This window comes from Comamonas sp. lk (assembly GCF_900564145.1).
Classification (GTDB): domain Bacteria; phylum Pseudomonadota; class Gammaproteobacteria; order Burkholderiales; family Burkholderiaceae_C; genus Comamonas.
Map to the genome: position 1 here is coordinate 3673142 of NZ_UOOB01000001.1, position 25843 is coordinate 3698984.

25 protein-coding genes and 1 pseudogene are annotated in these 25843 nt (G+C 63.3%); 14 read left to right on the plus strand and 12 right to left on the minus strand.

Features of this window, described 5'->3' with window-relative positions:
• Positions 1-116: 116 nt before the first annotated feature.
• The 8 genes and pseudogenes from ribBA (at position 117) to tolA (ending at position 6438) form a co-directional block, all read left to right on the plus strand.
• The gene (gene ribBA, locus EAO39_RS16760) at positions 117-1238 is read left to right on the plus strand and encodes a bifunctional 3,4-dihydroxy-2-butanone-4-phosphate synthase/GTP cyclohydrolase II (RefSeq protein ID WP_120969609.1); all 1122 of its coding nucleotides are present in this window, start codon (positions 117-119) and stop codon (positions 1236-1238) included.
• A 12-nt stretch (positions 1239-1250) separates the two neighbouring features.
• The gene (gene ribH / locus EAO39_RS16765; protein ID WP_120969612.1) at positions 1251-1721 is read left to right on the plus strand and encodes a 6,7-dimethyl-8-ribityllumazine synthase; all 471 of its coding nucleotides are present in this window, start codon (positions 1251-1253) and stop codon (positions 1719-1721) included.
• Complete coding sequence (nusB, locus tag EAO39_RS16770; protein ID WP_120969615.1) at positions 1718-2314, plus strand: transcription antitermination factor NusB; 597 nt, start codon at positions 1718-1720, stop codon at positions 2312-2314. Before ribH ends, nusB begins: the two co-directional genes overlap by 4 nt.
• 148 nt (positions 2315-2462) lie before the next feature.
• Positions 2463-3647: a pyridoxal phosphate-dependent aminotransferase gene (locus EAO39_RS16775; RefSeq protein WP_120969618.1), complete on the plus strand. Its 1185-nt coding sequence runs from the start codon at positions 2463-2465 to the stop codon at positions 3645-3647.
• Between the two features lie 5 nt (positions 3648-3652).
• Positions 3653-4069 carry a tol-pal system-associated acyl-CoA thioesterase gene (gene ybgC / locus EAO39_RS16780; protein ID WP_120969621.1) on the plus strand — a complete coding sequence of 139 codons (417 nt, stop codon included), beginning with the start codon at positions 3653-3655 and terminating at the stop codon, positions 4067-4069.
• Positions 4066-4770 carry a protein TolQ gene (tolQ, locus tag EAO39_RS16785; protein WP_120969625.1) on the plus strand — a complete coding sequence of 235 codons (705 nt, stop codon included), beginning with the start codon at positions 4066-4068 and terminating at the stop codon, positions 4768-4770. The genes ybgC and tolQ overlap by 4 nt, the downstream gene beginning before the upstream one ends.
• Before the next feature lie 24 nt (positions 4771-4794).
• Positions 4795-5226: a biopolymer transporter ExbD gene (locus EAO39_RS16790; protein WP_120969628.1), complete on the plus strand. Its 432-nt coding sequence runs from the start codon at positions 4795-4797 to the stop codon at positions 5224-5226.
• 55 nt (positions 5227-5281) lie between these two features.
• Positions 5282-6438, plus strand: a pseudogene (gene tolA / locus EAO39_RS16795) (cell envelope integrity protein TolA).
• A 202-nt stretch (positions 6439-6640) separates the two neighbouring features.
• Here the strand turns inward: tolA and EAO39_RS16800 are convergent.
• The 5 genes from EAO39_RS16800 to EAO39_RS16820 all read right to left on the minus strand — a co-directional run bounded on the left by EAO39_RS16800 (position 6641) and on the right by EAO39_RS16820 (position 10303).
• Positions 6641-7204: a fasciclin domain-containing protein gene (locus tag EAO39_RS16800; RefSeq protein WP_120971210.1), complete on the minus strand. Its 564-nt coding sequence runs from the start codon at positions 7202-7204 to the stop codon at positions 6641-6643.
• Between the two features lie 230 nt (positions 7205-7434).
• Positions 7435-8181 carry an anti-sigma factor gene (locus EAO39_RS16805; protein WP_120969631.1) on the minus strand — a complete coding sequence of 249 codons (747 nt, stop codon included), beginning with the start codon at positions 8179-8181 and terminating at the stop codon, positions 7435-7437.
• Entirely contained in the window at positions 8178-8756 is a 579-nt protein-coding gene (locus EAO39_RS16810) for a sigma-70 family RNA polymerase sigma factor (protein WP_120969634.1), read from the minus strand. Before EAO39_RS16810 ends, EAO39_RS16805 begins: the two co-directional genes overlap by 4 nt.
• A gap of 63 nt (positions 8757-8819) precedes the next feature.
• Positions 8820-9398: a DUF3455 domain-containing protein gene (locus EAO39_RS16815; RefSeq protein ID WP_120969637.1), complete on the minus strand. Its 579-nt coding sequence runs from the start codon at positions 9396-9398 to the stop codon at positions 8820-8822.
• Positions 9399-9547: 149 nt separating this feature from the next.
• A complete protein-coding gene (locus EAO39_RS16820; protein ID WP_120969640.1) occupies positions 9548-10303 on the minus strand; it encodes a sulfite exporter TauE/SafE family protein in 756 nt (251 codons plus the stop codon).
• A gap of 147 nt (positions 10304-10450) precedes the next feature.
• On the opposite strand from EAO39_RS16820, the gene EAO39_RS16825 reads away from it, so the two are divergent.
• The 6 genes from EAO39_RS16825 to EAO39_RS16850 all read left to right on the plus strand — a co-directional run bounded on the left by EAO39_RS16825 (position 10451) and on the right by EAO39_RS16850 (position 17925).
• On the plus strand, positions 10451-11374 hold the full coding sequence (locus EAO39_RS16825; RefSeq protein ID WP_120969643.1) for a LysR substrate-binding domain-containing protein: 924 nt from the start codon (positions 10451-10453) through the stop codon (positions 11372-11374).
• A 27-nt stretch (positions 11375-11401) separates the two neighbouring features.
• Positions 11402-12790: a tRNA 5-hydroxyuridine modification protein YegQ gene (yegQ, locus tag EAO39_RS16830; RefSeq protein WP_120971211.1), complete on the plus strand. Its 1389-nt coding sequence runs from the start codon at positions 11402-11404 to the stop codon at positions 12788-12790.
• A gap of 153 nt (positions 12791-12943) precedes the next feature.
• Complete coding sequence (locus tag EAO39_RS16835; RefSeq protein ID WP_120969646.1) at positions 12944-13807, plus strand: plasmid replication/partition related protein; 864 nt, start codon at positions 12944-12946, stop codon at positions 13805-13807.
• 237 nt (positions 13808-14044) lie between these two features.
• Positions 14045-16255, plus strand: coding sequence for a TonB-dependent siderophore receptor (locus tag EAO39_RS16840; RefSeq protein WP_120969649.1), 2211 nt, complete (start codon positions 14045-14047; stop codon positions 16253-16255).
• Positions 16256-16314: 59 nt separating this feature from the next.
• Positions 16315-17430: a PepSY-associated TM helix domain-containing protein gene (locus EAO39_RS16845; RefSeq protein ID WP_120969652.1), complete on the plus strand. Its 1116-nt coding sequence runs from the start codon at positions 16315-16317 to the stop codon at positions 17428-17430.
• Between the two features lie 105 nt (positions 17431-17535).
• A complete protein-coding gene (locus EAO39_RS16850; RefSeq protein ID WP_120969655.1) occupies positions 17536-17925 on the plus strand; it encodes a VOC family protein in 390 nt (129 codons plus the stop codon).
• A gap of 65 nt (positions 17926-17990) precedes the next feature.
• Here EAO39_RS16850 and EAO39_RS16855 read toward each other — a convergent pair whose 3' ends face one another.
• The 7 genes from EAO39_RS16855 to EAO39_RS16885 all read right to left on the minus strand — a co-directional run bounded on the left by EAO39_RS16855 (position 17991) and on the right by EAO39_RS16885 (position 25828).
• Positions 17991-20921, minus strand: a complete 2931-nt coding sequence (locus tag EAO39_RS16855) for an aconitate hydratase (RefSeq protein WP_120969658.1) — start codon at positions 20919-20921, stop codon at positions 17991-17993.
• A gap of 254 nt (positions 20922-21175) precedes the next feature.
• A complete protein-coding gene (locus EAO39_RS16860) occupies positions 21176-21997 on the minus strand; it encodes an anti-sigma factor (RefSeq protein ID WP_120971212.1) in 822 nt (273 codons plus the stop codon).
• Between the two features lie 11 nt (positions 21998-22008).
• Positions 22009-22536: an RNA polymerase sigma factor gene (locus EAO39_RS16865; RefSeq protein WP_120969661.1), complete on the minus strand. Its 528-nt coding sequence runs from the start codon at positions 22534-22536 to the stop codon at positions 22009-22011.
• Positions 22537-22926 (minus strand): hypothetical protein, encoded by a 390-nt coding sequence (locus EAO39_RS16870; protein ID WP_120969664.1) that lies wholly within the window; start codon positions 22924-22926, stop codon positions 22537-22539. It lies immediately after the preceding gene.
• A gap of 330 nt (positions 22927-23256) precedes the next feature.
• Entirely contained in the window at positions 23257-24420 is a 1164-nt protein-coding gene (locus tag EAO39_RS16875; protein WP_120969667.1) for a CoA transferase, read from the minus strand.
• Positions 24417-24857, minus strand: a complete 441-nt coding sequence (locus EAO39_RS16880) for a PaaI family thioesterase (RefSeq protein WP_120969670.1) — start codon at positions 24855-24857, stop codon at positions 24417-24419. The genes EAO39_RS16875 and EAO39_RS16880 overlap by 4 nt, the downstream gene beginning before the upstream one ends.
• Positions 24854-25828, minus strand: coding sequence for a tripartite tricarboxylate transporter substrate binding protein (locus EAO39_RS16885; RefSeq protein ID WP_120969673.1), 975 nt, complete (start codon positions 25826-25828; stop codon positions 24854-24856). Before EAO39_RS16885 ends, EAO39_RS16880 begins: the two co-directional genes overlap by 4 nt.
• Positions 25829-25843 lie beyond the last annotated feature (15 nt).

Here is a 25843-nt window from a genome sequence, read left to right on the forward strand (position 1 = left end):
TGGAAGTTCTGCCCTGAGTCCCCTGGTGGCCGGGGCAATGCCTCATTGCTGCGTGTCGTGCGCCAGCCGCTGACAGCCTATGCAGTGCATAAAGCTCAAGTCCAAGAAGGCAATCCATGAACAGCTCCCTCAAGCCCGTGCCCATCTCGCCGGTGGAAGAAATCGTGGCAGAAATGCGCGCCGGGCGCATGGTCGTGCTCGTTGATGAGGAAGACCGTGAGAACGAAGGCGACCTGGTCCTGGCATCCGACCATGTCACGCCCGAAGCCATCAACTTCATGGCCCGCTTTGGCCGCGGCCTGATCTGCCTGACGCTGACCCGCGAGCGCTGCGAATTTCTGAAGCTGCCGCCCATGGCCGCACGCAACGGCACGGTCTACAGCACGGCCTTCACCATCTCCATCGAAGCCGCCGAAGGCGTGACCACCGGCATCTCGGCCGCCGACCGCGCCCGCACCATTCAAGTGGCCGTGGACAAGAACAGCCAGCCCAGCGATCTGGTGCAGCCCGGCCATATCTTCCCGCTGCAGGCCGTCGATGGCGGCGTGCTGATGCGCGCCGGCCATACCGAAGCCGGTTGCGATCTGGCGGCCCTGGCCGGCTGCTCGCCCTCGTCCGTGATCTGCGAGATCATGAAAGACGACGGCACCATGGCCCGCCTGCCCGATCTGCAGCTGTTCTGTGCCGAGCACGGCATCAAGATCGGCACGATTGCCGATCTGATCGAGTACCGCAGCCGCAACGAATCCCTGCTGCAGAAAGTGGGCAGCCGCAGCCTGCAGACCGCTCACGGCGAATTCGCTGCCCACGCTTTCCGCGACATTCCCAGCGGCTCCGTGCACCTGGCTCTGGTCAAGGGCGAATGGCAGGCCGAAACCCCGGTGGCCGTGCGCGTGCACGAGCCCCTGTCCGTGCTCGATGCCCTGGAAGTGGGCCGCAGCCAGCATTCCTGGAATCTGGACGAGAGCCTGAAATACATTGCCGACAAGGGCCAGGGCGTGGCCGTGCTGCTCAACTGCGGCGAATCCGGCGAGCAGCTGCTGGCCCAGTTTGACGGCAGCGCCCGCTCCGCCCAGGCGCCCGAACGCGGTCGCATGGACTTGCGCACCTACGGCGTAGGCGCCCAGATCCTGCGCGAGCTGGGCGTGACCCATATGCAGCTGATGGGCCAGCCCCGTCGCCTGCCCAGCATGGCCGGCTACGGCCTGGAAATCAGCGGTTACATCCCCAAAGAATAAGCGAGACCCAAGATGCAAAACGCAGACAAAGGCCAAGGCCAGAACCTCAACGGCGCCGAACTGAAGATCGGCATCGTGCAAGCACGCTTTAACGAAGGCATTACCAACACCCTGTACGCCACCTGCCGCGAAGAGCTGCTGGCGCTGGGCGTGGCGGCCGACAACATCGACCATGTCACCGTTCCCGGCGCGCTGGAAGTGCCCGTGGCCCTGCAGGCCATGGCAGACACCGACCAGTACGACGCACTGGTGGCACTGGGCTGCATCATCCGTGGGGAGACATACCACTTTGAGCTGGTAGCCAATGAATCGGGCGCAGGCGTGACACGCCTGTCCCTGGACTACCGCCTGCCGATCGCCAACGCGATCATCACCACCGAAAACACCGAGCAAGCCATTGCCCGCCAGACCGAAAAGGGTCGCGACGCCGCCCGTGTGGCCGTGGAAATGGCGAACCTGCTCAACACCTTTGACCTATCATGAGCGACGAACAATCCAGCCACTCGGCCTCCAGCCGACCTCCCCGCCAGACCCGCACCGGCACCACCAGCACCGGCGCGCGCAAGGCAGGTTCCAAGTCCAACCGCAGCCGTGCCCGTGAGTTCGCCCTGCAAGGCCTGTACCAGCACATTGTTGGCCACAACGCCGTGCTCGACATCGACCGCTTCACCCGCGATCTGGCCGGTTTCCACAAAGCCGACTCGGCCCACTACGACGCGCTGCTGCGCGGCTGCGTGGAAGCCGAACAGGAACTCGATACGCTGATTGCACCCAAGCTGGACCGCACCATCAGCGAAATCTCTCCCATCGAACATGCGTGCATGTGGATTGGCGTGTATGAGTTCCAGCACTGCCCCGACGTTCCATGGCGCGTGGTGCTCAACGAGTGCATCGAGCTGGCCAAGGAATTTGGCGGCACCGACGGCCACAAGTATGTGAACGCCGTGCTCAACGGCCTGGCTCCCCAGCTGCGCAGCAAGGAAGTCGAACACGACCGCGCCGGCAAGCCCAGCCGCGCCGCTGCAGAAAGCCAGCCGGCCCAGGACGATCAGGCAGACCAAGCCCCCCAGGCCTGATAGCCTGCAGCAAGCCAAGGCCGTGTACCTTGGCTTGCTTTTTTGAAGATTTCATAGCAGATACCGCTTGAATCCATTGGACCTCAAGCCAATCTGACTGCTCCTTCAAGCGCTCACCGCGCTCCCCGATTCTCAGGATTTGTCAGACATGCAGTTTTCGACCCGCGCCGAAAGAATTGATCCGTTTTACGTCATGGAAGTGGCCAAGGCGGCACAGGCAAAGGCGCAAGAGCTGGCAAACACCGACTCGCCCATGATCTTTCTGAACATTGGCGAGCCCGATTTCACCGCCCCGCCCCTGGTCCAGGAAGCGGCGGCCCGCGCCATCCACAACGGCACCACGCAATACACGCCGGCCCTGGGCCTGCCCGAGCTGCGCGAGCGCATCAGCGCCTGGTATGCGCAGCGCTTTGGTGTGGAGGTGCCGGCACGGCGCATCGTCATCACCGCCGGGGCTTCGGCGGCGCTGCAGCTGGCCTGCCTGGCCACCATCAACGCGGGCGATGAAATCCTCATGCCCGACCCCAGCTACCCCTGCAACCGCCACTTTGTGAGCGCTGCCGAGGGTACGGCCGTGATGGTGCCCACCACGGCCGCCGAGCGCTACCAGCTCAGTGCCGACAAGGTGCAAGCCCACTGGGGCGACAAGACTCGCGGCGTGCTGCTGGCCTCGCCCTCCAACCCCACGGGCACCTCGATTGCCCCGGACGAGCTGGCCCGCATTCACGATGTGGTGCGCGCCAAGGGCGGCCTGACCATCATCGACGAGATCTATCTGGGCCTGTCGCATGACGAGGCTTTCGGCCACAGCGCTCTGGCGCTGGGCGAAGACATCATCTCCATCAACAGCTTCAGCAAATACTTCAACATGACAGGCTGGCGCCTGGGCTGGATGGTGGTGCCCGAGGCCATGGTGCCCGTGGTCGAACGCGTGGCGCAAAACCTCTTCATCTGCGCCAGCACCATTGCCCAGCACGCGGCCCTGGCCTGCTTCGAGCCAGAAAGCATTGCCGAATACGAACGCCGTCGCGCCGAGTTCAAGGCCAGACGCGACTATTTCATCCCGGCGCTGGAAGCCCTGGGCCTGCCCGTGCCCGTCAAGCCCGATGGCGCTTTCTACGCCTGGGCCGACTGCCGCGGCGCGGCCGACAAACTGGGCGTCAAGGGCAGCTGGGACTTTGCCTATGCCTTGATGGACCGCGCCCATCTGGCGATTACGCCGGGCCGCGACTTCGGCAGCTATGAGACCGCCGACTTTGTGCGCTTTTCCACCGCCAACTCCATGGCACAGCTGCAAGAGGCCGTGGCACGCATGCGCAAGCTGCTGGGCTGAAATCCATGGTGTTTGAATTTCCCGTTCGTATTTATTGGGAAGACACGGATGCCGGCGGCACCGTGTTCTACGTCAACTATCTGAAGTTTTTCGAGCGTGCCCGCACCGAGTGGCTGCGCTCCCTGGGTATTGCCCAGCAAACGCTGCGGGAACAAACCGGCGGCATCTTTGTCGTAACTTCTGCAGAGCTTGACTATCTGCGCCCGGCGCGACTGGACGACCAACTGATTGTTACCGCCCGGCTGCAGAGCGCAGGCCGCGCTTCGCTCACAATACAGCAGCAAGCTTTGCTGACAAATCAAGACAATCCACGGGGTGAGCCCACGCTTTTGTGCGAAGCCGCCATCCGTATTGGGTGGGTGGATGGCACGACCATGCGCCCCACGAGAATTCCGAACCATATCCTGGAGCAACTTTCATGAACTCCCAAGACATGTCCATCCTCAGCCTCGTGATGCAGGCCAGCTGGGTGGTGCAACTGGTCATGCTGATTTTGGTGGCCGCCTCCATTGCCAGCTGGGCCACCATTTTCCGCAAGGCCCAGGCCTTGAAGCGCGCCCGTGCGCTCAATGACAGCTTCGAGCAGGACTTCTGGTCCGGCACCAGCTTGAACGATCTGTATGCGTCGGCTACGCAAAATGCCAAGAACGGTGCGCCCATGGAGCGTATTTTTGCCAGCGGCATGCGCGAATACCAGAAGCTGCGCGAGCGCCGAATCGGCGACGTGGCCACACTGATGGACGGCACGCGCCGCGCCATGCGCGCCAGCTTCCAGCGCGAGCTCGATGAAATCGAATCCGGCCTGTCGTTTCTGGGCACCGTGGGCTCGGTCTCCCCCTATGTGGGCCTGTTCGGCACCGTCTGGGGCGTGATGCACGCCTTCACCGGCTTTGCCAACATGGAGCAGATCACCCTGGCCACCGTGGCCCCGGGCATTGCCGAAGCGCTGGTAGCCACCGCCATGGGCCTGTTTGCCGCCATTCCGGCCGTGACCGCCTACAACCGCTACGCCCACAACATCGACCGCCTGGCCAGCCAGGAAGAGACCTTCATCGAAGAGTTCTCCAACATCCTGCAACGCAATGTGGGCAGCACCAGCAGCCACAGTGCCTCCGGCCACTGATGGCCCAGCGCGAGGAATGAAGCCATGGCAGCTATGAGCTCACGCGGCGGCCGCAACCGCCGCACCGTCAACGAAATCAATATGGTGCCCTTCATCGACGTGATGCTGGTGCTGCTCATCATCTTCATGGTGACGGCACCCATGCTCACGCCCGGCTCCATCAACGTGCCCTCAGCCGGCAAGTCTTCGCGCCCACCCACCAAGAACATTGCCTATGTGCTGCTGGAAAAAAACGGCGAGATCAAGTTCAAGAGCGGCAGTGGCGAGCAAACGCTCAAGCTGGACGACCTCAAAACCGTTGCCCAGTCCTGGCAAGCCGGCCAGAGCGAGGACAGCGCCATCCAGATCCAGGCAGACAAGACCCTGCCGTTTGAAGAAGTCATGAAGGCCCACTCGGAGCTATCCAAGGCCGGCGTCAAGCGTATTGCCTTTGGCGTCGTCACCTCCAGCAACTGAAACAACACAGGAATTCGTCCGCCCGCTTTCATGCCCTGGCAGACACCTCATCACCATGCCTAACCAGCAAGATCGCGACCAGTTTGCACCGCCCCGCCCCAAGGGCCGGGTGCGCTCCTGGACGCTCGCCCTGGCCGCGCACGGGCTGCTGATAGGCGCCCTGCTGTGGACGGTACGCCCCCTCAAGCAAATCGATGAAGCCATGGTTCAGGCCGAGGTCTGGAGCAGTTCGGCCCCGGCATCGGCCGCCGTCGCACCGACTCCACCTGTGCCCTCACCACCACCCGAACCCTCTCCCGCACCAGAACCGGCTCCCGTGCTCCGCTCTCCGCCCCACTGTAGTCGCCCCTCCCCCCGCCCAAACCCCAGGTGCAGGACGACGACCACGAAGCCGAGATCGCGCTGCAAAAGAAGAAAAAGCTGGAGCAGCAAAAGAAGGAAAAGGCCGAGCAGCAAGCCCGTGAAGAGCGGGAAAAAGAACGCCAGGAAAAGCTGGACAAGGAAAAGGCTGACAAGCAGGAAAAGGCGCGCAAGGAAAAGCTGGAGAAGGAAAAAGCCGAGAAGGCAGACAAGGCCGAAAAGGAACGCCAGGAAAAACTGGAGCGCGAGAAAAAAGACAAGGCCGAGAAAGCGGCCAAGGACAAGGCAGCCAAGGAAAAAGCCGAAAAGGAAAAGGCAGAGAAAGACAAGGCCGATAAGGCGGAAAAAGCCGCCAAGGACAAGGCTGACAAGGAAAAGGCCGCAAAGGACGCCAAGGAAAAGGCCGCAAAGGACGCCAAGGAAAAAGCGGCAAAAGAAGCCAAGGACGCCAAAGACGCAGAAGCCCGCCGCAAGGCCGAGCTGGCCCGGCTGCAAGGTCTGGCCGGCGGCAGCGGCGGCTCGGACCACAGCGGCAGCGGTGGCAGCCGCAGCGGCGGTGCAGGCAGCAGCGCCAACGGCGGCCCCTCTGCAGGTTATGGCGCCAAGGTGGCGGCACGCGTCAAGCCCAATATCGTCTATCCCGACGCCATCAGCGGCAACCCGCGTGCCGAAGTGCGCGTGCGCACGGCCCCGGACGGCACGATTACCGGTGCGACGATTTCCAAGTCCAGCGGCAATCCTTCCTGGGATGAAGCCGTGGTGCGCGCCCTGCAAAAGACCGACAAGCTGCCGCGCGATATCGACGGCAAGGTGCCCTCCGAACTGGTCATCGGCTTCAGGCCGCAGGACTGAGCTGACGCCGACCATGGCAGCCTGGCTGCCGCACCAGTCAAAAGGGTTGAAGACATTGAGGTCTTCAACCCTTTTTTATTGGCTGCGCACTCGTTGCGCAGCAAGCTCCCCACCCCGCTGATACTGATGGAGTTACGCCTTGATGCCAGGCGATCACAGGCACTTCAAGCGCTAGGACCGCCAGAGTTCGGCAGCAGCGCCCTTATTTGGGCAGCAGCACTTTGTCGATCACGTGAATGACGCCATTCGATTGATAGACGTCTGCAATGGTCACCGTGGCGGTTCCGCCTTTTTCATCGGTCAGCATGATTTTCTTGCCGCTGGATTTGGCTGTCAGCATGCCGCCGCTGACGGTTTTCACCATGGCCTGGCCCTTACCTTCCTTGATCATCTTGCTCAGGGCTGCAGCATCCCACTTGCCGGCCACCACGTGGTAGGTGAGGATGGTCGTCAGCATCCCCTTGTTTTCGGGCTTCAGCAAGGTATCGACCGTGCCTGCAGGCAAAGCGTCAAATGCAGCATTGGTAGGCGCGAACACGGTAAACGGACCAGGGCCTTTGAGCGTATCGACCAGGCCCGCAGCTTTGACGGCGGCGACCAATGTGGTGTGGTCTTTGGAGTTGACCGCGTTGTCGATGATGTCCTTGGATGGCAGCATGGGCGCGCCTCCGACCATCACATCCGCCATGGCTGCAACGGATGCAGCAGACATGACGGCTACCAGGCTGAACGAGGCCACTTTACGGACAGTTTGAATCGAGATCATGGAATGCTCCTTGATATAGCAGGCGAAAAAAGATGCCGGCTGAAAGGAATACGCAGCCCATCCACTGCTGGATTCATTGAATTTTTCTATCTGATTGGCGCAGACCACAGCCAAACCTTGGCGTATTGAGCCTGGCGTCAACTGCGCCGAACTCTTGCGCTCAACAGTGCAAGAGCAAAGGGCATCACATGACAGAGCCTGCCCTGAGCCGGGCAAGCATCGACCTAGCTCTAGATTTGCACGGCCCGACCAATGAACTGTATGGGCCCGGTTGGGCGCCCTATCGGCGAGCCGCCGGCAGGCTCCAGTGTCAGCTCGAACAGTTGATTGGGCTGCAGAGGCGGCAGCTTGTCGACCGGCACCTCGATGGCCTCACCCGGCTTCACCAGGCCTAGCGATACCGGGGCGCTCCAGCCGTCGGCCTTGGTCCAGAACTGCAGGGATTTCTCCGCCGGCACGGTGTCGGTACCCAACGGCACCAGACGCAACCGTCCTTCGGCTTGCGCTTGCACCAGCCAGCCCGGCGATTGGCTCTGCGGTGCGGCCAGAACCACGAAGTAACGTGGTGCGGCGGGCGGTGTAGTTTCGCGCACCAGCAGCACGGCGGCCAGCACGGCCGCGGCAGCAAAGCCGCTGCCGGCCAAACCGCGCCAAAGCGCCAGACTGTCCCACTGCCACCAGCGGCTGCGCGAAGTTTCAAGCTGAAGGCGGCGGCTGGCGGGTGCAATGCTTGCGGCAATGCGCTGCCACAAGCCAGCCCCCGGGTTGACCGCTTCTGCCAACGCGGTCAAGGGCAACAGGCGTTGCTCCCAAGCCTCGACGGCAGAGCGCAGTGCCGGCTCATGCGGCAAACGGGCTCCGACGGAACGGCGCTGGTTGGCATCGAGCGTGCCCAGCACATACTCGCCGGCCAGCGTCTGCAGCTCGTCTTGGTTGCCGTCGTCCATGGGCTGTGCCGGGGTGTGATCGCCGCTCATTGCATGCATTCTCGAAGTGCGCGCAGTCCGCGCTGAATCCAGGCCTTTACCGTACCCAGAGGAGCTTGCACTCGCGCGGCAATTTCGCTGTGAGTGCAGCCGTCGACATAGGCATGCAGCAGGCAGGCTCGGCGTGCCGGCTCCAGACCGTCCAGGCAATGGCCCAGGCGTCCTAGCGCGGCATGCCGCGCCAGCTCGTCCCCACTGTCCTGCCAAGCCGCCAGTGCGGACTGGGCATCCTGGTACGCGGCGGCAGGCTCGTCCAGCACGGTCTCGCGAGCGCCGTCCCGCACCCGGTTCAGCGCCGCATGCCGCACCAGGCTGTAAATCCAGCCCCGCCCGGCTCCACGGCCTGCGTCAAAGCTGGATGCACGACTCCAGATGGTCACGAAAGCATCGTGCAACACGTCTTCGGCCGTGGCGCGGTCGCGCACTATGCGCAGGGCCACGCCCAGCAGATAGCGCGATTCGCGCTCATAGATGCGCCGCAAGGCCTCGCTATCGCCACGCGCACAGGCCTGTAGCGCAGCGTCATGATCGAAAGCGTCGTCGTTGAGGGCGGCAGCAGCTGGCACGAGGAAGAAGGGGTGGAGAAGAAAGAAGATCCTTCTCCAGTGTAGCCGCGCGACCGCCAAGACTTACATGGGTTTCCAGAAGATGTAGTCGGCCTGATACCGAACCGTGGTTTTCTGGCCCTTGCTTGCTTCGGTGCAAGGCTTGTCGGCAGGGGCCACTCCGCCTTGCAGCGCCACGCGCTGGATATAGCTCACGCCCACCAGATCACCGCTGCCCATGGCCGGATTGGCCTTGACCAGCTGATAGGGAAGATTGCCGGGACCAGAAGGTGCCACGGCAAGCTGCGTGGCGGTGAGTTTGGAGCCGTCGCTGGCTTCCCAGGTGGCTGGCGGGCCGTAGTAGCGGCCGACCTGCTTGCCGGCCCGGTTCTTCAGCACGGCTTCGGGACCGACAAAAACCCATTCGGTCTGACCGACTGCACCGGCCTTGTCCCGGCATTCGTAGGTGATGTCGCCGCTGCCAACGGTTTCCCAGGCCACTTTATGCCCCGCCGGAACCTGAATAGACGCGGGCAGCGAAGCCTGCGAAAAGGCTGGGGCCTGCTGGCGCATCGAGCCGCAGGCGGTGAGCAGGGCCGCGGCCGCGGCCGTGGCGGCGGTAGCGATGGCGGCAAGACGGGGAGCGGTACGGGTGGTCGACATGTCGGTTCTCCAATCAGCAGGTTTTGGGGAGGTACTGGAGCAGCACTTTTTTGTGTTGCTACAGCTACTACCCGCGAGCAGGTGGTTTGGATGCAGCCGATGCGAAAAAATTTTCAAATAAATTCAAAGCTGCAAAGCTGCCTGGCAGCTCAGCGTTCCAAACCCATATAAATCCCCAGCACCAGCAGGCTGAGCATCAGGATTTTCTTGAATACCGCTGGCGAGAGCTTTTCACGCAGGGCCTCGCCCCAACGCATGCCCGCCAAAGCGGGAATCAGCATCAGCGCTGACAACAGCCAGGCAAGGCTGCCCGAACCCATCTGCCCCTGACCCAGCCACAGCATGCCCGCGCCCAGCGCCAGCGTGGAGACCGTAAAGCACAGGCCCATGGCCTGCATCAGTGCCGGGCGCGCCAGGCCCAGCGATTGCAGAAACGCCACCGCCGGCACGACAAAAACACCGGTCAGCGCCGTGATCACGCCCGTCACCGTGCCCGCGACCAGACCCAGCCAGGCCTGATGGGCCAGCGGCAGCTGCAGACTGGGGCCCCACAGGCCCCAAAGGGCATAGACCACCAGCGCCAGCCCCAAAGCCATGCGCGCTGCCGGCAAGCTGCCGACGCCGCCCCAGCAGACCATGCCGCCCAGCGTGCCCAGCACAATGCCCAGTTGCATCCAACCCAGACGGGCCAACAAGGGCCGCAACATGCCCGTCGGCCGTATCTGCATCACATTGCTCACCAGCGAAGGCAGCAACAGCAGGGCCGCCGCCTGGGCCGGGGGCATGAACAAGGCCAGCAGCGCCATGGACACGGTTGGCAGGCCCAGACCCACTACACCTTTGACCAGCCCGGCCAGAGCAAACACCGCCACTGCGGCAGCCGCCATCCATATTGCATCCAGCATCAGCAAGCCTTCATATTTTCCGAACTATAGAACCGGCTTTCTGCATGCACCAAAAGCCCACAGGCGCAGATAATCTGCCGATAACCAGGCTTTGACCAACGGGATTTATCCAACACAGACTTAGCCCCTACCTGATACTCCAGCGGTATGCGCTTTGACCTGACCGATCTTCAGCTTTTTGTTCACATCCTCGACAGCGGCACCATGACGGCGGCGGCCCAGCGCTCGCACATCACTCTGGCTTCGGCCAGCGAGCGGGTGCGCGGCATGGAGGCCCAGCTGGGCTGCGCCCTGCTGATGCGCCAGGCGCGCGGCGTCCAGCCCACGGCGGCCGGCCACACTCTGGGCCAGCATGCGCGCCAGGTTTTGGCGCAAATGCAAAGCCTGCGCGGTGCCATGGGCGAATTCGGGGCCGGGCTGGCCGGCCAGATACGGCTGCGCGGCAACACCTCGGCCGTGCGCGAGCATTTACCGCTGGCCGTCAGCGGCTTTTTGCTGCAGCACCCGCAGATTGCGTTGGAGTTGCAGGAATGCGCCAGCGGCGAGCTGCTGGCGGCCCTGCGCCAGGGTCTGTGTGATATAGGCATTGCCGCCTGGGACGGTCTGGATGCCCAGATGCTCAAAGGACTGCATTGCCAACCCTGGCGGCCCGACCCGTTGGTGGCCGTGCTCCCTCTGGGCCACGCGCTGGCCGGTGCCGCCCGGCTTTCACTGGCCGATCTGCTGGACAGTAACTGGGTCGGCCTGCCGCGCGAATCGGCCCTGGCCCTGCTTTTGCAAACCCAGGCCCGGCAGCTCAACGGCCGTCTGCTGCGCATGCAGGTGCAGCTGCCGCACTTTGAAGGCCTGTGCCAGTTGGTGGGCCAGAATGTGGGCCTGACGGTGCTGCCCCTGGCCGCCGTGCAGCGCCATGCAGCCCGCACCGGCGTGGTCGCCGTGCCCCTGGCCGATGCCTGGGCCAGACGCCAGTTGCTGATCTGCACGCCGCAAGCAACGGGCACAGCGCCGAAATCCCCGGCCACGGTGCAGCTGCTGGTGGCGCATTTGCTGAAGACTGCCACAGCGGCGTAGTCATAGCACTTCATGGTGAAAAGCGCTATGCAGGACAATAGCGCCATCATGACCCTCAAAGCCCCCGAACTCTTGCTGCCCGCCGGCTCGCTCGACAAGATGCGCGCCGCCTACGACTTTGGCGCCGACGCCGTGTACGCCGGCCAGCCGCGCTACTCCCTGCGCGCGCGCAACAACGAATTCCGCCTGGAGCAAATCGGCCAGGGCATTGCCGAAGCGCACGCGCGCGGCAAGAAGTTCTTCCTGACCAGCAATCTGATTGCCCACAACGACAAGGTCCGCACCTATCTGCGCGACATCGAACCCATCATCGCCATGAAGCCGGACGCCATGATCATGGCCGACCCCGGCCTCATCATGATGGTCAAGGAAAAGTGGCCCGAGCAGGTCATTCACCTGTCCGTGCAGGCCAACACCACCAACCACGCTACCGTGAAGTTCTGGCAGAAGATGGGCGTGGAGCGCATCATTCTGTCGCGCGAGCTCTCCCTGGACGAGATCGAGAAGATCCGTCAGGAATGCCCGGACATGGAGCTGGAAGTCTTCGTGCACGGCGCGCTGTGCATTGCCTATTCCGGCCGTTGCCTGCTGAGCGGCTACTTCAACCGCCGCGACCCCAACCAGGGCACTTGCACCAATGCCTGCCGCTGGGACTACAAGACGCATGACGCCAATGTAGACCCCAACACCGGCGAAGCCCTGGGCCAGACCATGGAAAACGGTTTCAACTTCGAAGACGCCAAGAACGATCTGGACAATCAGTTCAGCAGCACCTGCGGCGACCAGAAGCGCCACCCCAAGGCCGACGCCATCTACCTGCTGGAAGAAAAAGGCCGTCCCGGCGAGATGATGCCCATCATGGAAGATGAGCACGGCACCTACATCATGAATTCCAAGGACTTGCGCGCCGTGGAGCATGTGGAGCGCCTGACCAAGATCGGCGTCGATTCGCTCAAGATCGAAGGCCGCACCAAGAGCCTGTACTACGTGGCTCGCACCGCGCAGACCTACCGCCGCGCCATTGACGATGCCGTGGCCGGTCGCCCCTTCAACCCCGAGCTGATCACCGAGCTCGAAGGTCTGGCCAACCGCGGTTACACCGGCGGCCTGATGGAGCGCCGCCCCGCCAACGACTACCAGAACTACGAAACCGGCCACAGCGTGCTGCAGCGCAGCCACTTTGTGGGCGCGGTACGTGGCTACGCCGACGGTATGGCCGAAGTGGAAACCATGAACCGCTTTGCGGTGGGCGACACCATCGAAGTCATTCACCCCCAAGGCAACCGCCAGATCAAACTGGAGCAAATGTTCGACCTTGAAGGCAAGCCGGTGCAGGTCGCCCAGGGCAACCCCATCCGCGTGCGCATTCCGCTGGAAGGCCCGGTCGAAGGTGCGCTGATTTCGCGTCTGCTGTAAGCTCTGACCACGCTGTTTGCCAACGCCCCATACGCTGGGGCGTTTCTCTTTTTTTATAGCATGTAGCGCTTGTATTTATTGAACATCAGACCTTTTTCATGCTCAAACATAGATGCAACGTGCGCTAGCTGCTCCTCATTCAAGAAGCACCCCATGGAACTCCAAATTGACGCCGGCCTCAAGGCCTATATCGACCCGCTGACCGCCGACGAACACGAATCGCTGGAGCGCAGCATCCTCGCCGAAGGCTGCCGCGATGCGCTGGTGGTCTGGGGCGAGTTGCTGATCGACGGCCACAACCGCTACGGCATCTGCCAAAAGCACGGTCTGCCCTTCAACACCATCCAGGCCACGCAGTTCAAGACCATGGACGATGTGCATCTGTGGATGATCGACCAGCACCTGGGCCGCCGCTCGGTGTCGGACTTCCAGCGCGGCGTGCTGGCCTTGCGCAAGCGCGAGATCATCGCCTCGCGCCGCGCTGCGGCTGCTGCCGCCGTGAACGCGGCCAAGGCAGAAGCCGGAGAGCAATCTGCGGAGGCACCTTGGGAAGGCGATACCGACCCCGTTGTCGCCCAGGCCCTGGCCAGTGTGGCCAAGGTGCCCGACGAGGCACTGGACACCCGCGAGGCCCTGGCCCGCGCCGCCCGTCTCTCGGCCGGCCAGGTCAAGATGATCGAGACGATTCAGGAAAAAGCCGCGCCCGAAGTGGTGGCCGCCGTCAAGGCCGGCGAGCTGTCGCTGAACGCCGCCGCCGTGGTCGCCACCCTGCCCGAAGAAGAGCAGCAAGCCGTAGCCGCCGAAGGTGCCGATGCCCTGAAGCAAGCCGCCAAGCGCGTGCGTGACGCCAGGAAAAAGCCCAAGGCCGCCAAGCCCGAAGCCGATGAATCGGCAGAGGCCGCACCCGCCGCCAGCCCCGAGGAATTGCAAGCCCGCGTGAGCGAGCTGCAGGCCGAAAACGAGCGCCTGCGCCAACAGGTCAAGGCGCTGCAGGACTTGCTGGCCGAACAAGCCTAAGCCCGGCGACGCCCCACAAGACACGCAGCCTCCTCAGCTGGCAAACGCCGGCCGAGGAGGCTGTTGTTTTTTGCGCTGGCACATAACCACATACAGCCAAATGACAGCCATTCTCATTAATATCGGCGCCTGCCAATAAACGCCGCATAGCCAAGTCCTGCTTTTGCCGTAGATCTGCCGCCACGGCACTACGCACCTCCTGCAAGCCAGCCATTGTGTGCGCACACACAACATCCTATGGCCAACCAACACCTCCCATCTCATTGCGCTTTCCGCTTGAGCTGCGCAGCCGCCGCTGTCGCCGCCGTCATTGGCAGCTTTGCCAGCCCCGTTCATGCACAGGCCAGCGCCACGCCTGACGTCGCGCTGGACTCGGTCACCGTCACCGGCAACTGGCTGGACGGCGACACGCCCAATGCCGAAAAAGTGCTGGAACATCCAGGCGCCCGCACCATCGTCGAGCGCGAGCGGATTCAAGAAAGCGGCGCCACCACGCTGCGCGAAGCGCTGCGTCTGGTGCCGGGCGTGCAGGTGCAGGACAGCAACGGCACGGGCGGCAGCGATATCTCGCTGAACCTGAGCGTGCGCGGCCTGACGGCACGTCTGTCGCCACGCTCCTATGTGCTGCAGGACGGCATCCCCGTCTCCTATGCACCTTACGGCCAGCCTCAGCTGTCGCTGGCGCCGGTGGCGCTGGGCAATCTGGACTCCATCGATGTGGTGCGCGGCGCAGGTTCGGTGCGCTACGGCCCGCAGAACGTGGGCGGCATCATCAACTTCACAACGCGCGCCATTCCCAAGACGTTTGCGGCCGAAGCATCGATTGGCACCGAAATCTACGGCCACAGCGGCAACACCAAGACCAGCCCCAGCCTGTTTGTGGGCGGCACCAATGAAGCCGGCCTGGGCCTGGCGCTGCTGTACTCGGGCACGCACGGCAAGGGCTGGCGCAGCAGCAACGACAAGACCGATGTCGACGATTTGCTGATCAAGGGCAGCTACCAGCTCAGCAGCAAAAGCAGCCTGTCCGCTTCGCTGCACCACTTCGAGGGCAAGGGCCAGATGCCTGGCGGCCTGACTTCGGCCCAGTACGCCGCCGATCCGTTTCAGAGCACACGCAACTACGACCAGTTCACCGGCCGCCGCACCGACGGCTCGCTCAAGTACAGCTACAAGGACGGCCGCGACAACTTCGAAGTGCTCAGCTATTACGTGGACTCCTTTCGCGGCAGCTACATCGAGCGCGACGCCACCGGCGCCAATGCCGGCAAGCGCAGCCTGACGGCCGCGCCGCGCAACTACAGCTACTACGGCGTGGAACCCCGCTACTCGCGTATTTTCGAGACCGGCTCCGTGATCCAGGAAGTCAGCGTGGGCTACCGCTACCTGAAGGAGAAAAGCTCCGAGACGGCGCTGGCCACCTCCGGCTTCTATGTGCCGGGCCAGGTCAATGCCATGGCGCTGCCGCTGAACGTCACCCAGACCAGCCAGGGCGGCACCACGGCCAATGCTTTCTACATCGACAACCGTATCGACGTGGGCAACTGGACCATCACGCCCGGCGTGCGCTACGAACGCATACGCAGCTTCAACAATGTGGTGGACTACAAGGGCGCGACGGCTGCCGCCATCTACCCGAGCGCTGCTGCCAACGAGTGGCTGCCCACGCTGTCGGTGCTCTACCGCGTCAACAGTCAGTGGTCGGTATTCGCCAACGCCGGCAAGTCCTTCGGTCCGCAGCAGTATGCGCAACTGGCCCAGTCGTCCAACAACCAGCTCTACCCCGAGTCGGCCAAGACCTATGAGCTGGGCACGCACTACAAGAGCGATACCTGGAATGGCGAGCTGACGCTGTTCAATATCGACTTCGACAAGGAACTGTTCCTGGATCGCCCCGGCGACGGCACGGGCAACGGCATCTGGACCGACCTGGGCGCCACCCGCCATCGCGGCCTGGAATCGGCGCTGCGCTACGACTTCGGCAAGAGCTACGCCGCGCTCAAGGGTCTGTCGCTGGGCATGACCTACACCTTCACCCAGGCCACCAGCCAGGCCGGTCCGTTTGCCGGACGCGATCTGCCGCTGTACGCACGCCATACCGCCGCGCTGTCGGCACGTTACGCGGTCGAACGCTGGACCTTCAATGCCGAGCTGAACGCCCAGTCCAAGCAGCGCTCTCCCGGCACGCCCGGCACCAGCGGCAAGCCCAACCCCTATGTCACGCAGGAAGATGGCAACGGCAATCTGGGCGACATCCCCGGCTTCGCCCTGCTGGGCCTGCGCACCAGCTATCAGGCAGGCAAGGAGCTGAACAATCTGCGCCTGACCGTGGGCGTGAAGAATGTGCTGGATCGTCGCTACTTCACCCGCTCCACCGACAACAACGGCGGCGGCAAGTATGTGGGCATGCCGCGCACCGTGTATCTGCAGGCCTCGCTGCCTTTCTAAGTACCTGCGCCTGCAAGCGGCCCTGAACCGCTTGGCGGCGCGACCATCTCTCTAGTCCCATGACTTCGCTGCGTTCTCTGTGGCTGCGGCTGCATCGCTGGTTTGCCCTGAGCCTGGGCTGGATTCTGATCCTGGCCGGGCTCACGGGCGCCGTGCTCATCGCCGCCCAGCCACTCGATCGCTGGGCACATCCCGAACTATTCAAAGCCTCGGCAGCTACGCAGACCGCCACGCAGGCTGCCGCTCTGGCGCCGATTCTGGAGCAGGCACACCAGGAGTTCGGCGGCAAGGCGACCTTGCGCTTCAAGCTGCCCCAGCAAGCAGGCGACAGCTTGTGGCTCAGGGTTCAGTCGCCAAGCTGGCGCGGCACCGTCTATCTGAACCCCGTCTCCGGCGAGGAACAAGGCCGCCGTGGCGAGACCGAGGGCTTTGTCAACATCTTGTTCAAGCTGCACAGCACGCTGCTGCTGGAGACCGACGGCAAAGCCATCCTGGCCTGGACGGCTCTGGCCTATGTCTTGCTTCTGCTGAGCGGCGTCATTCTCTGGTGGCCCAAGCGCTGGCCTGGCAACTGGCGCATTGTGCTCAACAAGAACCTGATGCGCGCCCTGTTCGATCTGCACCGCATGGGCGGTGTCGTCATGGGCCTGCTGATTGCCGTCTCGGTCGTCACCGGCGCCTATATGGCCTGGCGACCGCTGGGCGATGTGCTCAATGCGCTCAGCGGCTCCACCGCCGTCAAGGCACCCAAACTGCCAGCGGATCCATCCGCCGCAGCTCTCGCCCCACCCAGCCTGGACGCCATGCTGGCCAGCGCGCGCGCAGCCATGCCCGACGGCCAGGCCAGCTTTGTGCAGATCGCAGCCAATACCAAGCAGGCCATGCGCATACGTTTTCGCATCCCCGGCGAGCCGCATCCCAACGGCATCAGCTCGGTGTGGCTGGACCCTCGCACCGGCACCGTGCTGGCCGTGCAGCGCTGGCATGAACTCGACACCGGCGCTGCTGCGGTAGCGATTGCCTACCCGCTGCATACCGGTGAGTTGGGCGGGGTGCTGCTGGAAATCATCACCGCACTGACCGGTCTGGTGCTGGCCGGACTGGGTCTCAGCGGCGTCTGGCTCTGGTGGCAGCGCCGCAAGGCCAGAACTCTGGCCAGAAGCCGACTGTCCTAGCCGACCGCTGACGCGCCCCCGACATTCGAGGCGGCGTCCGCTTGCGTCACGCGGCCAAGCACCTCAGCATCACAATTCCACCAATGCGCAAGCAAGGAGTACGTGATGGCAATGAATCCCGTGGGCTGGTTCGAGATCTATGTTCAGGACATGCAGCGTGCCAAGGCCTTTTACGAAGCCGTTCTGAACTACCAGTTGCAGGCGCTGCCCATGCCCGAAGGCGGCGAGCATCCGGATATGGAGATGTGGGCTTTTCCGGGCCAGCCCGACCAGGCCGGCGCAACCGGGGCGCTGGTACACATGGCCGGCTGCCCATCCGGAGGCGGCGGCACCATGGTCTATTTTGTCTGCGAAGACTGTGCCGAGCAGGCCGCACGCGTCACGCAAAACGGCGGCAGCCTGCAGCGCGAGAAAGTCTCCATAGGCCAATACGGCTTTATTGCCCTGGCAACCGATACCGAGGGCAATATGTTCGGCCTGCATTCCATGAAATAGCCCCGTGCCCAGACGCAAAAAAGGCCTGCCGCGCAAGCGAGCAGGCCTTTGTCGTTCCAGGAAACTCAGCTTAGCAACTGCCTGAGCACATAGGGCAGAATGCCGCCGTGGCGGTAGTAATCCACCTCGATAGGCGTGTCTATGCGCAGCTTGACGGTGACGCTTTTTTTGCTGCCGTCGGCGCGGGTGATGATCAGCTGTGCATCGCTTTGCGGTGCCAGATCGACGGCAGGAATCACATCGATGAATTCATCGCCCGTCAGGCCCAGCGTCTCCCAGCTGTCATGACCCTTGAACTGCAGCGGCAGCACGCCCATGCCCACCAGATTGGAGCGGTGAATACGCTCAAAGCTGCGCGCCACCACGGCCTTGATGCCTAGCAGCTGCGTGCCCTTGGCCGCCCAGTCCCGGCTGGATCCGGTGCCGTACTCCTCACCCGCCAGCACCACGGTGGCGCGGCCGGCGGCCTGGTACTTCATGGCTGCATCGTAGATGGGCAGCTTCTCGGTCTTGCCGTGATCGTCACGGTAGAGAGTGACGCCGCCCTCCTCGCGCGAGCCGTCAGCGCCTGCGGGAATCATCAGATTCTTGATGCGCACATTGGCAAAAGTGCCGCGCATCATCACCTCATGGTTGCCACGGCGCGAGCCGTAGCTGTTGAAGTCGGCCTTGTGCACACCATGCTCCAGCAGCCATTTGCCGGCCGGCGAGCTGTCCTTGATGGAGCCTGCCGGCGAGATATGGTCGGTGGTGATGGAGTCTCCGAACAAGGCCATGATGCGGGCGCCATAAACCGCATTGGGTACCGCATTCGGCGCGGCATCAGACTTGGACTCTTTTTGGCCTGTAGCCTTTTCAGAATCTACGGATGACGCTTTCAATTCGAGAGCAAAATTCTCGAAGAACGGCGGCTCGGCGATATAAGTGCTCTCGGGCCAGGTATAGATTGCGCCCGTCACACCCTTGATCTTTTCCCAGAGCTTGCCGGGTTCACTGGCAACCTGCTCGTAATTACTCCTGAAGGCCTTGCCGTTCATGGCGTACTTGAGCAAGGCATGGACTTCCTCGCTGCTGGGCCAGATATCGCCCAGGTAGATATCGCGGCCTTTCTTGCCCTTGCCCACCGGCTCGGTCATCAAATCCTTGCACACGGTTCCGGCAATCGCATAGGCCACGACCAGGGGCGGACTGGCCAGGAAGTTGGCCTTGATGTTGGGGTGTATGCGGGCTTCGAAATTGCGGTTACCCGAGAGCACGGCCGAGCAGACCAGGTTGTTCTGCGTGATGGAGGCATTGATCTCCGGCGTAAGGTCGCCGGCATTGCCTATGCAGGTGGTGCAGCCGTAGCCGGCGATGGCAAAGCCCAGCTTTTCCAGATAGGGAAGCAGCCCGGCCTCCGTCAGATAGCGCGTGACCAGCCGCGAGCCAGGCGCCAGCGAGGTCTTGATATGGGGCTTGACCTTGAGACCCGCTTCCACCGCCTTTTTGGCCAGCAGGCCGGCCGCCAGCATCACGCTGGGGTTGGAGGTGTTGGTGCAGCTGGTAATGGCGGCAATCAGCACATCGCCGTTGCCGATGTCAAAGCTGGCGCCCTCGCCGGCCTGCGTGCGTGCGTCGGCCGCCACATCGCTGGCTTGCGCCTGCGCCAGCCTGGGTTTGTTGGCGTCCATCTCGATCACATTGCGCGGCGCGCCCGCTGGCAAAACCTTGGCGTCGGGCGGCAGGGCTTCCATGCCGCCGACCTGCACCAGATAACGCTTTTGCAGCTTTTCGGGCGCCTGGTTGAAGCCGTTGTCGGCCGCCGGTGCGCTGAACAGCTCACCGAACTTGCCCGCCACATGACCGATCTCGATGCGATCCTGTGGACGCTTGGGGCCGGCCAGGCTGGGGGCTACCGTGCCCAGATCCAGCGTCACCACATGGGAGTAGTCAATCTCGCCGGCCTTGGGCACGCCAAACAGCTTCTGCGCCTTGAAATAGGCCTCGAAGGCCTGGATTTCGTTCTTGGTACGGCCCGTGCCCTTGAAGTACTCGATGGTTTTTTCATCGACGGGGAAAAAGCCCATGGTGGCACCGTACTCGGGCGCCATATTGCCTATGGTGGCGCGATCAGGCAGGGCCAGCGTGCGCGTGCCTTCGCCAAAGAACTCGACAAACTTGCCCACCACTTTTGCCTTGCGCAGGATTTCCGTGACCGTGAGCACCAGATCGGTGGCCGTCACGCCTTCGCGCAACTGGCCGGTCAGCTCGAAACCCACCACATCAGGCGTCAAGAAGTACACGGGCTGACCCAGCATGGCTGCTTCGGCCTCGATGCCGCCCACACCCCAGGCCACCACGCCAATGCCGTTGATCATGGTGGTGTGGCTGTCGGTGCCTACCAGGGTGTCGGGGTAGTACACACCGTCTTTGGTCTTGTGTACGCCGCGTGCCAGATACTCCAGATTGACCTGGTGGACGATGCCGAAGCCGGGAGGCACCACGCCAAAAGTGTCAAAGGCCTGCATGCCCCATTTCATGAACTGGTAACGCTCCTGATTGCGCTGAAACTCCAGCTTCATGTTCAGATCCAGCGCCTTCTTGGTGCCGAAGTAATCGACCATGATGGAGTGATCGACCACCAGGTCCACCGGCACCAGCGGCTCGATGGCCTTGGGCTTTTTGCCCAGCTTGGCCGCGACGCTACGCATGGCAGCCAGGTCGGCCAGCAGCGGCACGCCGGTGAAGTCCTGCAGCACCACGCGCGAGACCACAAAAGGAATTTCATCGCTGCGCTCGGCACTGGGTTTCCAGCGCGCCAGCTGCGCCACATGTTCCTCGGTGATCTTGTTGCCGTCGCAGTTGCGCAGCACAGACTCCAGAACAATGCGTATGGATACCGGCAGCCGCTTGATTTCGGGAAACTGCTTGGCCAGGGCGGGCAGGGAATAGAACTGGCCTTTTTTGCCGCTTTCGGTCTCGAAGGACTTCAGGGTTTTGGAATAGGCGTGACGCATCGTGAGGCTCTCCATCGAAAAAATACGGGGATAACTCTGGTGCATTCCATTGTGCACAGTTCATGCCAGCTGCGGTGTGGGAGTCCATGCCCCATGCAGGCTTAGTCGATAGGAATCAGCTTGCCGAGATTCGATGCAGAGCGCCCGCCAAGCGCCGCCCACTCCTGGGCTCCTGCTATTTATCGAAGAGCATAAAAGCCAAAGCCCGTCCGGCATGCGGAGCGGGCTCAGCGGTGCAAGAGCTGGCAACAGTGCTAGCTCAGCTGGTGATAAATCGCCTCGGCCAGGACCTGCAGCCGTTCGCGCGGCATGGCGGCGCTCAAGGCATAGCCTTGCTGCCCGTCTATCCAGTAAAAGCCCTGGGTCGCTCCGTCGCTGGCCCACTGAAAAGCCACGGGTGCGGCGCTGGCGCCCTGCTTGGACAGCACCGACACATACAGCGTCAAGCGCTGGCCGGCGGCATCCTCGTACATGAACTGGGCACGCGCCTGGCCGGTTTCGCCGGGCAGCAGACGTCCGCCCATCAGATGAAAACCTTGGGTCTCCAGTACCGGGGGCTTGAGCTGTACGCCCAACCGCTTGGACAGCCATTGCACCAGGTGTGCCTGCTGCTGCGCGGCCACCTCGACCGGGTGGCGCTGCTCGGGCACATAGACCGCATGGGCCGCAGCCGCCTCGCGCACAAACATCGGCAGCTGCATGGATTTCACCGTCTGCACCGAGCCCCCTGCGGCACCGGCCTGCGCCAGGGCCGCCCGCTGGTGGCCCATATTGGCCGCGCCATAACCCAGGCCAAGGCCCACGCTCAACATCAGCCCTGCCGCCAGGGCATGGGGCCAACGCCATTGCACGGGCGCACGCCGCAGCGCGCGCTGCAACTGCAGCGGCACGGGTTCATCCAGCACCTGGGCATGCAGGGCCTGCAAGCCGGCATTCTGGGCCTGCAAGGCAGCCATGCGCGCCGCTTCATCGGGGTGTTCGGCCAGCCATTGCGCCACGGCGGCGGCGCTTTCGGGCACCAGCTCGCCATCCATCCAGGCATGCAGCATGGATTCATCGGGGTGGTGACTTGACATGGATTGCTCTTTCATTTGACTGCCCTCAGCACGCTCGCAACAGGTCTTTCTCCTTCCATCAGGCGCCGCAATTGCTCACGCGCCCGCGACAGGCGGGACATCACAGTACCTACCGGCACGCCCAGCAGCTGCGCCGTCTCGGCATAACTGAGCTGCTCCATCCCCACCAACAACAGCACTTCACGGGCCTGCGGCGCCAGCAGGGTCAGCGCACGCTGCAGATCCAGCTGCAGCCCCATCTTGGCCGTGGGGTCGTAGCTGGGGTCCATGCCCTCATCGAGCTCCACCGTGCGATGGCGCGCCGTCTGCTGCCACTGATTGGCAAAGAGGTTGTGCATCAGGGTCAGCAGCCAGCTGCGCAAGGCTTTCTGGGCCTCGTCTGCGGATGCGGCGACGGGCGGCCGCCACAGCGCCCATTTCTGGCAGGCACGCTCCAGCGTGTCCTGCACCAGATCATCCGCCTGGGCAGCATCGCCCACCAGCGCACGCGCATAGCGGCGCAGGCGCGGGATATGGACGATGGCGGCGTCTATGTTCACTCAGGGCTTGGCGGTATGCCAGCTGTTGTTGAGGAAGCCGTCACCGGTCTTGTCGCCGGGCTTGGCATCCTTGGCCCAGAAGTACAGCGGACGGCCTTTGTACGCCCATTGCTTGCTGCCGTCGTCTCGCGTCACCACGCTCCAGTCGCCCATGGCGCCCGCCGTTGCAGGAGCCATCAGCGGCGGCCAGTTGGTGGCGCAGCCGCCGTTGCAAACGCTTTTGCCGGAACCGGCGGCATCCTTGTCAAAGACATAAAGCGTCATCTGGTTGGGGCCGACCAACGCGCCGTTCATGACGGTGGCCGGGGATTGCGCCGGTGTGACGGAGGCTGTGGAACATGCCGCCAGCAGGGCTGCGGAAAAAATCGTCAGGGAAGCGATACGTAGCATGAAGTCTCTCCTTGGGGTTGACTTGCGGTAAACAGTCCTGAACGCGGTTTTATTCCATCTTTTTTTCAAATTGTGGTGGCGTGGCGATTTGGCCCATGCCGCCAGCGGCAGGCACTGCAGAGATAACCTGCGTCTGAAGCAGGTCAACGCGGCCCCCCAGAGGCCCGCAGCGATTGCGTGCGAAAAACACATTCAATCTGCCTCAAGCCCTGAATACATAAGCGCCAGCAGCTATCAATTTGATTGCTTCCATGAAAAAAGCCCGCACAAGCATTGCACGGGCTTTTCGGGGGCAGGTCAATGCTGCATCAAGCGGGCATCAAAGCGCCTTCAAGCGGCGGGCTTCTCAGCCTTGTCCAGATCGACGTCCGGGTCAGGCAGGAATTCCCGGCCTTCGCTCAAGGGCGCAAACCGGTAGCTGGCGGGGGTGCGGCTGAGTTTGATCGGCGCGCCCAGACCTTTATAGTCGCCCATCTCGACAATCATCTCCCGGTGCTGCGTGTGCGGATGCTCAAGCGCCTGCGCCACATTGAGCACCGGCGCGGCGGGCACACCAATGGCCATCAGCTCATCGGCCAGACTCACGCCATCGAACACCAGCAAAGCCTCTTCCAGCAGGGCCTTGAGTTCGACCCGGTTGACCGAGCGCTGGCCGGCCGTGGCAAAGCGCACATCTTGTCCCAGCGCTTCACGCCCCACATGGCTGCACAACAAGCGAAATTGCCGGTCGTTGCCCACGGCCAAAAAAATCGGAGCGCCGCCGGTATTCAAAGCGTCATACGGGTAGATATTGGGATGGGCATTGCCCGAGCGCTGCGGCACCTTGCCTCCCATGAACCAGTTGGCTGCATGGGGATGCAGCAGCGACAGGCCGGAGTCGTACAGCGCAGCATCCACCAACTGCCCCAGGCCGCTGCGTGCGCGCTCATGCAGCGCCAGCAGCACGCCTATCGTGGCATTCAGGCCGGTAACCATGTCCACCACGGGCAAGCCCACGCGCAGGGGATCGCCGTCGGCCTCTCCATTGATGCTCATGAGGCCGCCCATGGCCTGAATGGCAGCGTCGTAACCGGGCAGGCTGCCCAGCGGGCCGTCGGCGCCAAAGCCGGTGACGCGGCACCAGATCAGCTGCGGCAGCTGCTCGCGCATCTGCTCGTAGCCAATGCCCCACTTCTCCATGGTGCCGACCTTGAAATTCTCCACCACCACATCGGCCTGGGCCATCAGCTCGCGCACGCGCGCCTGCCCCTCGGCAGAGGACAGGTCCAGAAACTGGGTGCGCTTGTTGCGGTTCAGGCCAAAGTAATAAGAGGCCACGCCTTCCTGAAACGGAGGGCCCCAGGTGCGCGTATCGTCGCCCTGAGGCGGCTCGACCTTGAGCACATCGGCGCCGTGGTCGCCCAGGACCTGCCCGCAAAACGGGCCGCCCAGAATGCGCGACAGATCAAGGACCTTGACGCCTTGCAGCGCGCCGGAAGGAAGAGAGGTTGTCATATGCTGCGTTCCAGAAGTTTGAAGGTGCCCGTTGCCAGGGCCAGCAGCGTGCCTTCGCTGTCAAAGACCTGGCCGCGCGCAAAGCTGATAGAGCGGCCCCGGCGTTCACATACGGCCAGAGCCACCACCTCGCCCCGTGCCGGCGCGAGATAGTGCATGGTCAGATCGATGGTGGCGACGCCAAAGCGCGCCGGGTCGTGCGAGCGCACGGCAGAGGCCAGTGCGCAGTCCATCAGCATGGCCAGCACGCCGCCGTGCACGTCGCCCCGGCTGTTGCCGTAGGCGGGATTGGGTGGCATGACGATGCGGGCAGCGTCATTGCCTATATGTGTGCCGGTCAGATGAAAAGCGGCAGCCAACGGCATGGACAGGCCGAACAGCGTGCCGGGCGCTTCGCCGGCAAACGCTGATAAAGGAGGCAATGGCAGCTCGCTCATGACAGCAGCCCTCTCTGGCGCAGCTTGGCCACACGCGCTTCTTCGCGAGCGAAGCTTTGCAGCGCATAAGCCTGGTAGGCCTTGGGGTCCAGATAGTTGAGCGGCTGATTGAGCTGCTCCAGCGCCTGCAGGCTGGCGGGGGAGCTGAGCGCCTGCTGGAAGGCAGCGCTGAGTTTTTGCACCCGCGCCGCATCCATGCCCGCAGGGCCGGCCACGCCATACGGCGAATCTATCCAGGCGTTGACGCCGGCCTCGCGCAGCGTGGGCAGCTGAGGGTAGCGCTTGATGCGCTCGGGCGTCAGCATGGCCAGATAGCGCAGCTTGCCGGCCTCGATATGCGGCACGGCAATGCCTGACAGCGGCGCGGCATCGATATGGCCGCCCAGCAGTGCCGTCGCCAGTTCGGCATCGCCCTTGTAGGGCACGACGTTGTACTGCAGGCCTGCCATGTCGGCGATCTCGTCCATCACGATGCGCGGCGTACCCAAAGCGCCGGTGGCACCGACATTGAGCTTGCCCGGCTGCTTTCTGGCGGCGGCCGCAAAGTCGGCCCAGCTCTTGTACGGCGCATCGGCGCGCACGGCCAGGCCGAAAGCGTAATCGGACAACAGCGCGATGTAGCTGAAGCTCTTGCGCGGATCAAAGCTGGTTTTTTGCATATGCGGCTCGCGGTACACCGAGGCCGGCAAAATGCCCAGCGTATAGCCGTCGGCCGCCGTGCGCGACTGGGCCAGCACGGCAGCCGCATTGACGCCGTTGGCACCGGCCCGGTTGTCTATGACCATGGGCTGGCCCAGCAATTTACCGACGGCCTCGGCCACGGCACGGATATGGGTGTCCGTAGGCCCGCCCGCGCCATAGGGCACGATCAGCGCGATGGAGCGCTCGGGGTAGGCCTCGGCAGCCAGCGCGGGCAAGCTGCGGGTCGCGGCAGCCGCGCCCGTGGCGATCAGGAGTTGACGTCTTTGCATTGCGGCCTCCGGTTG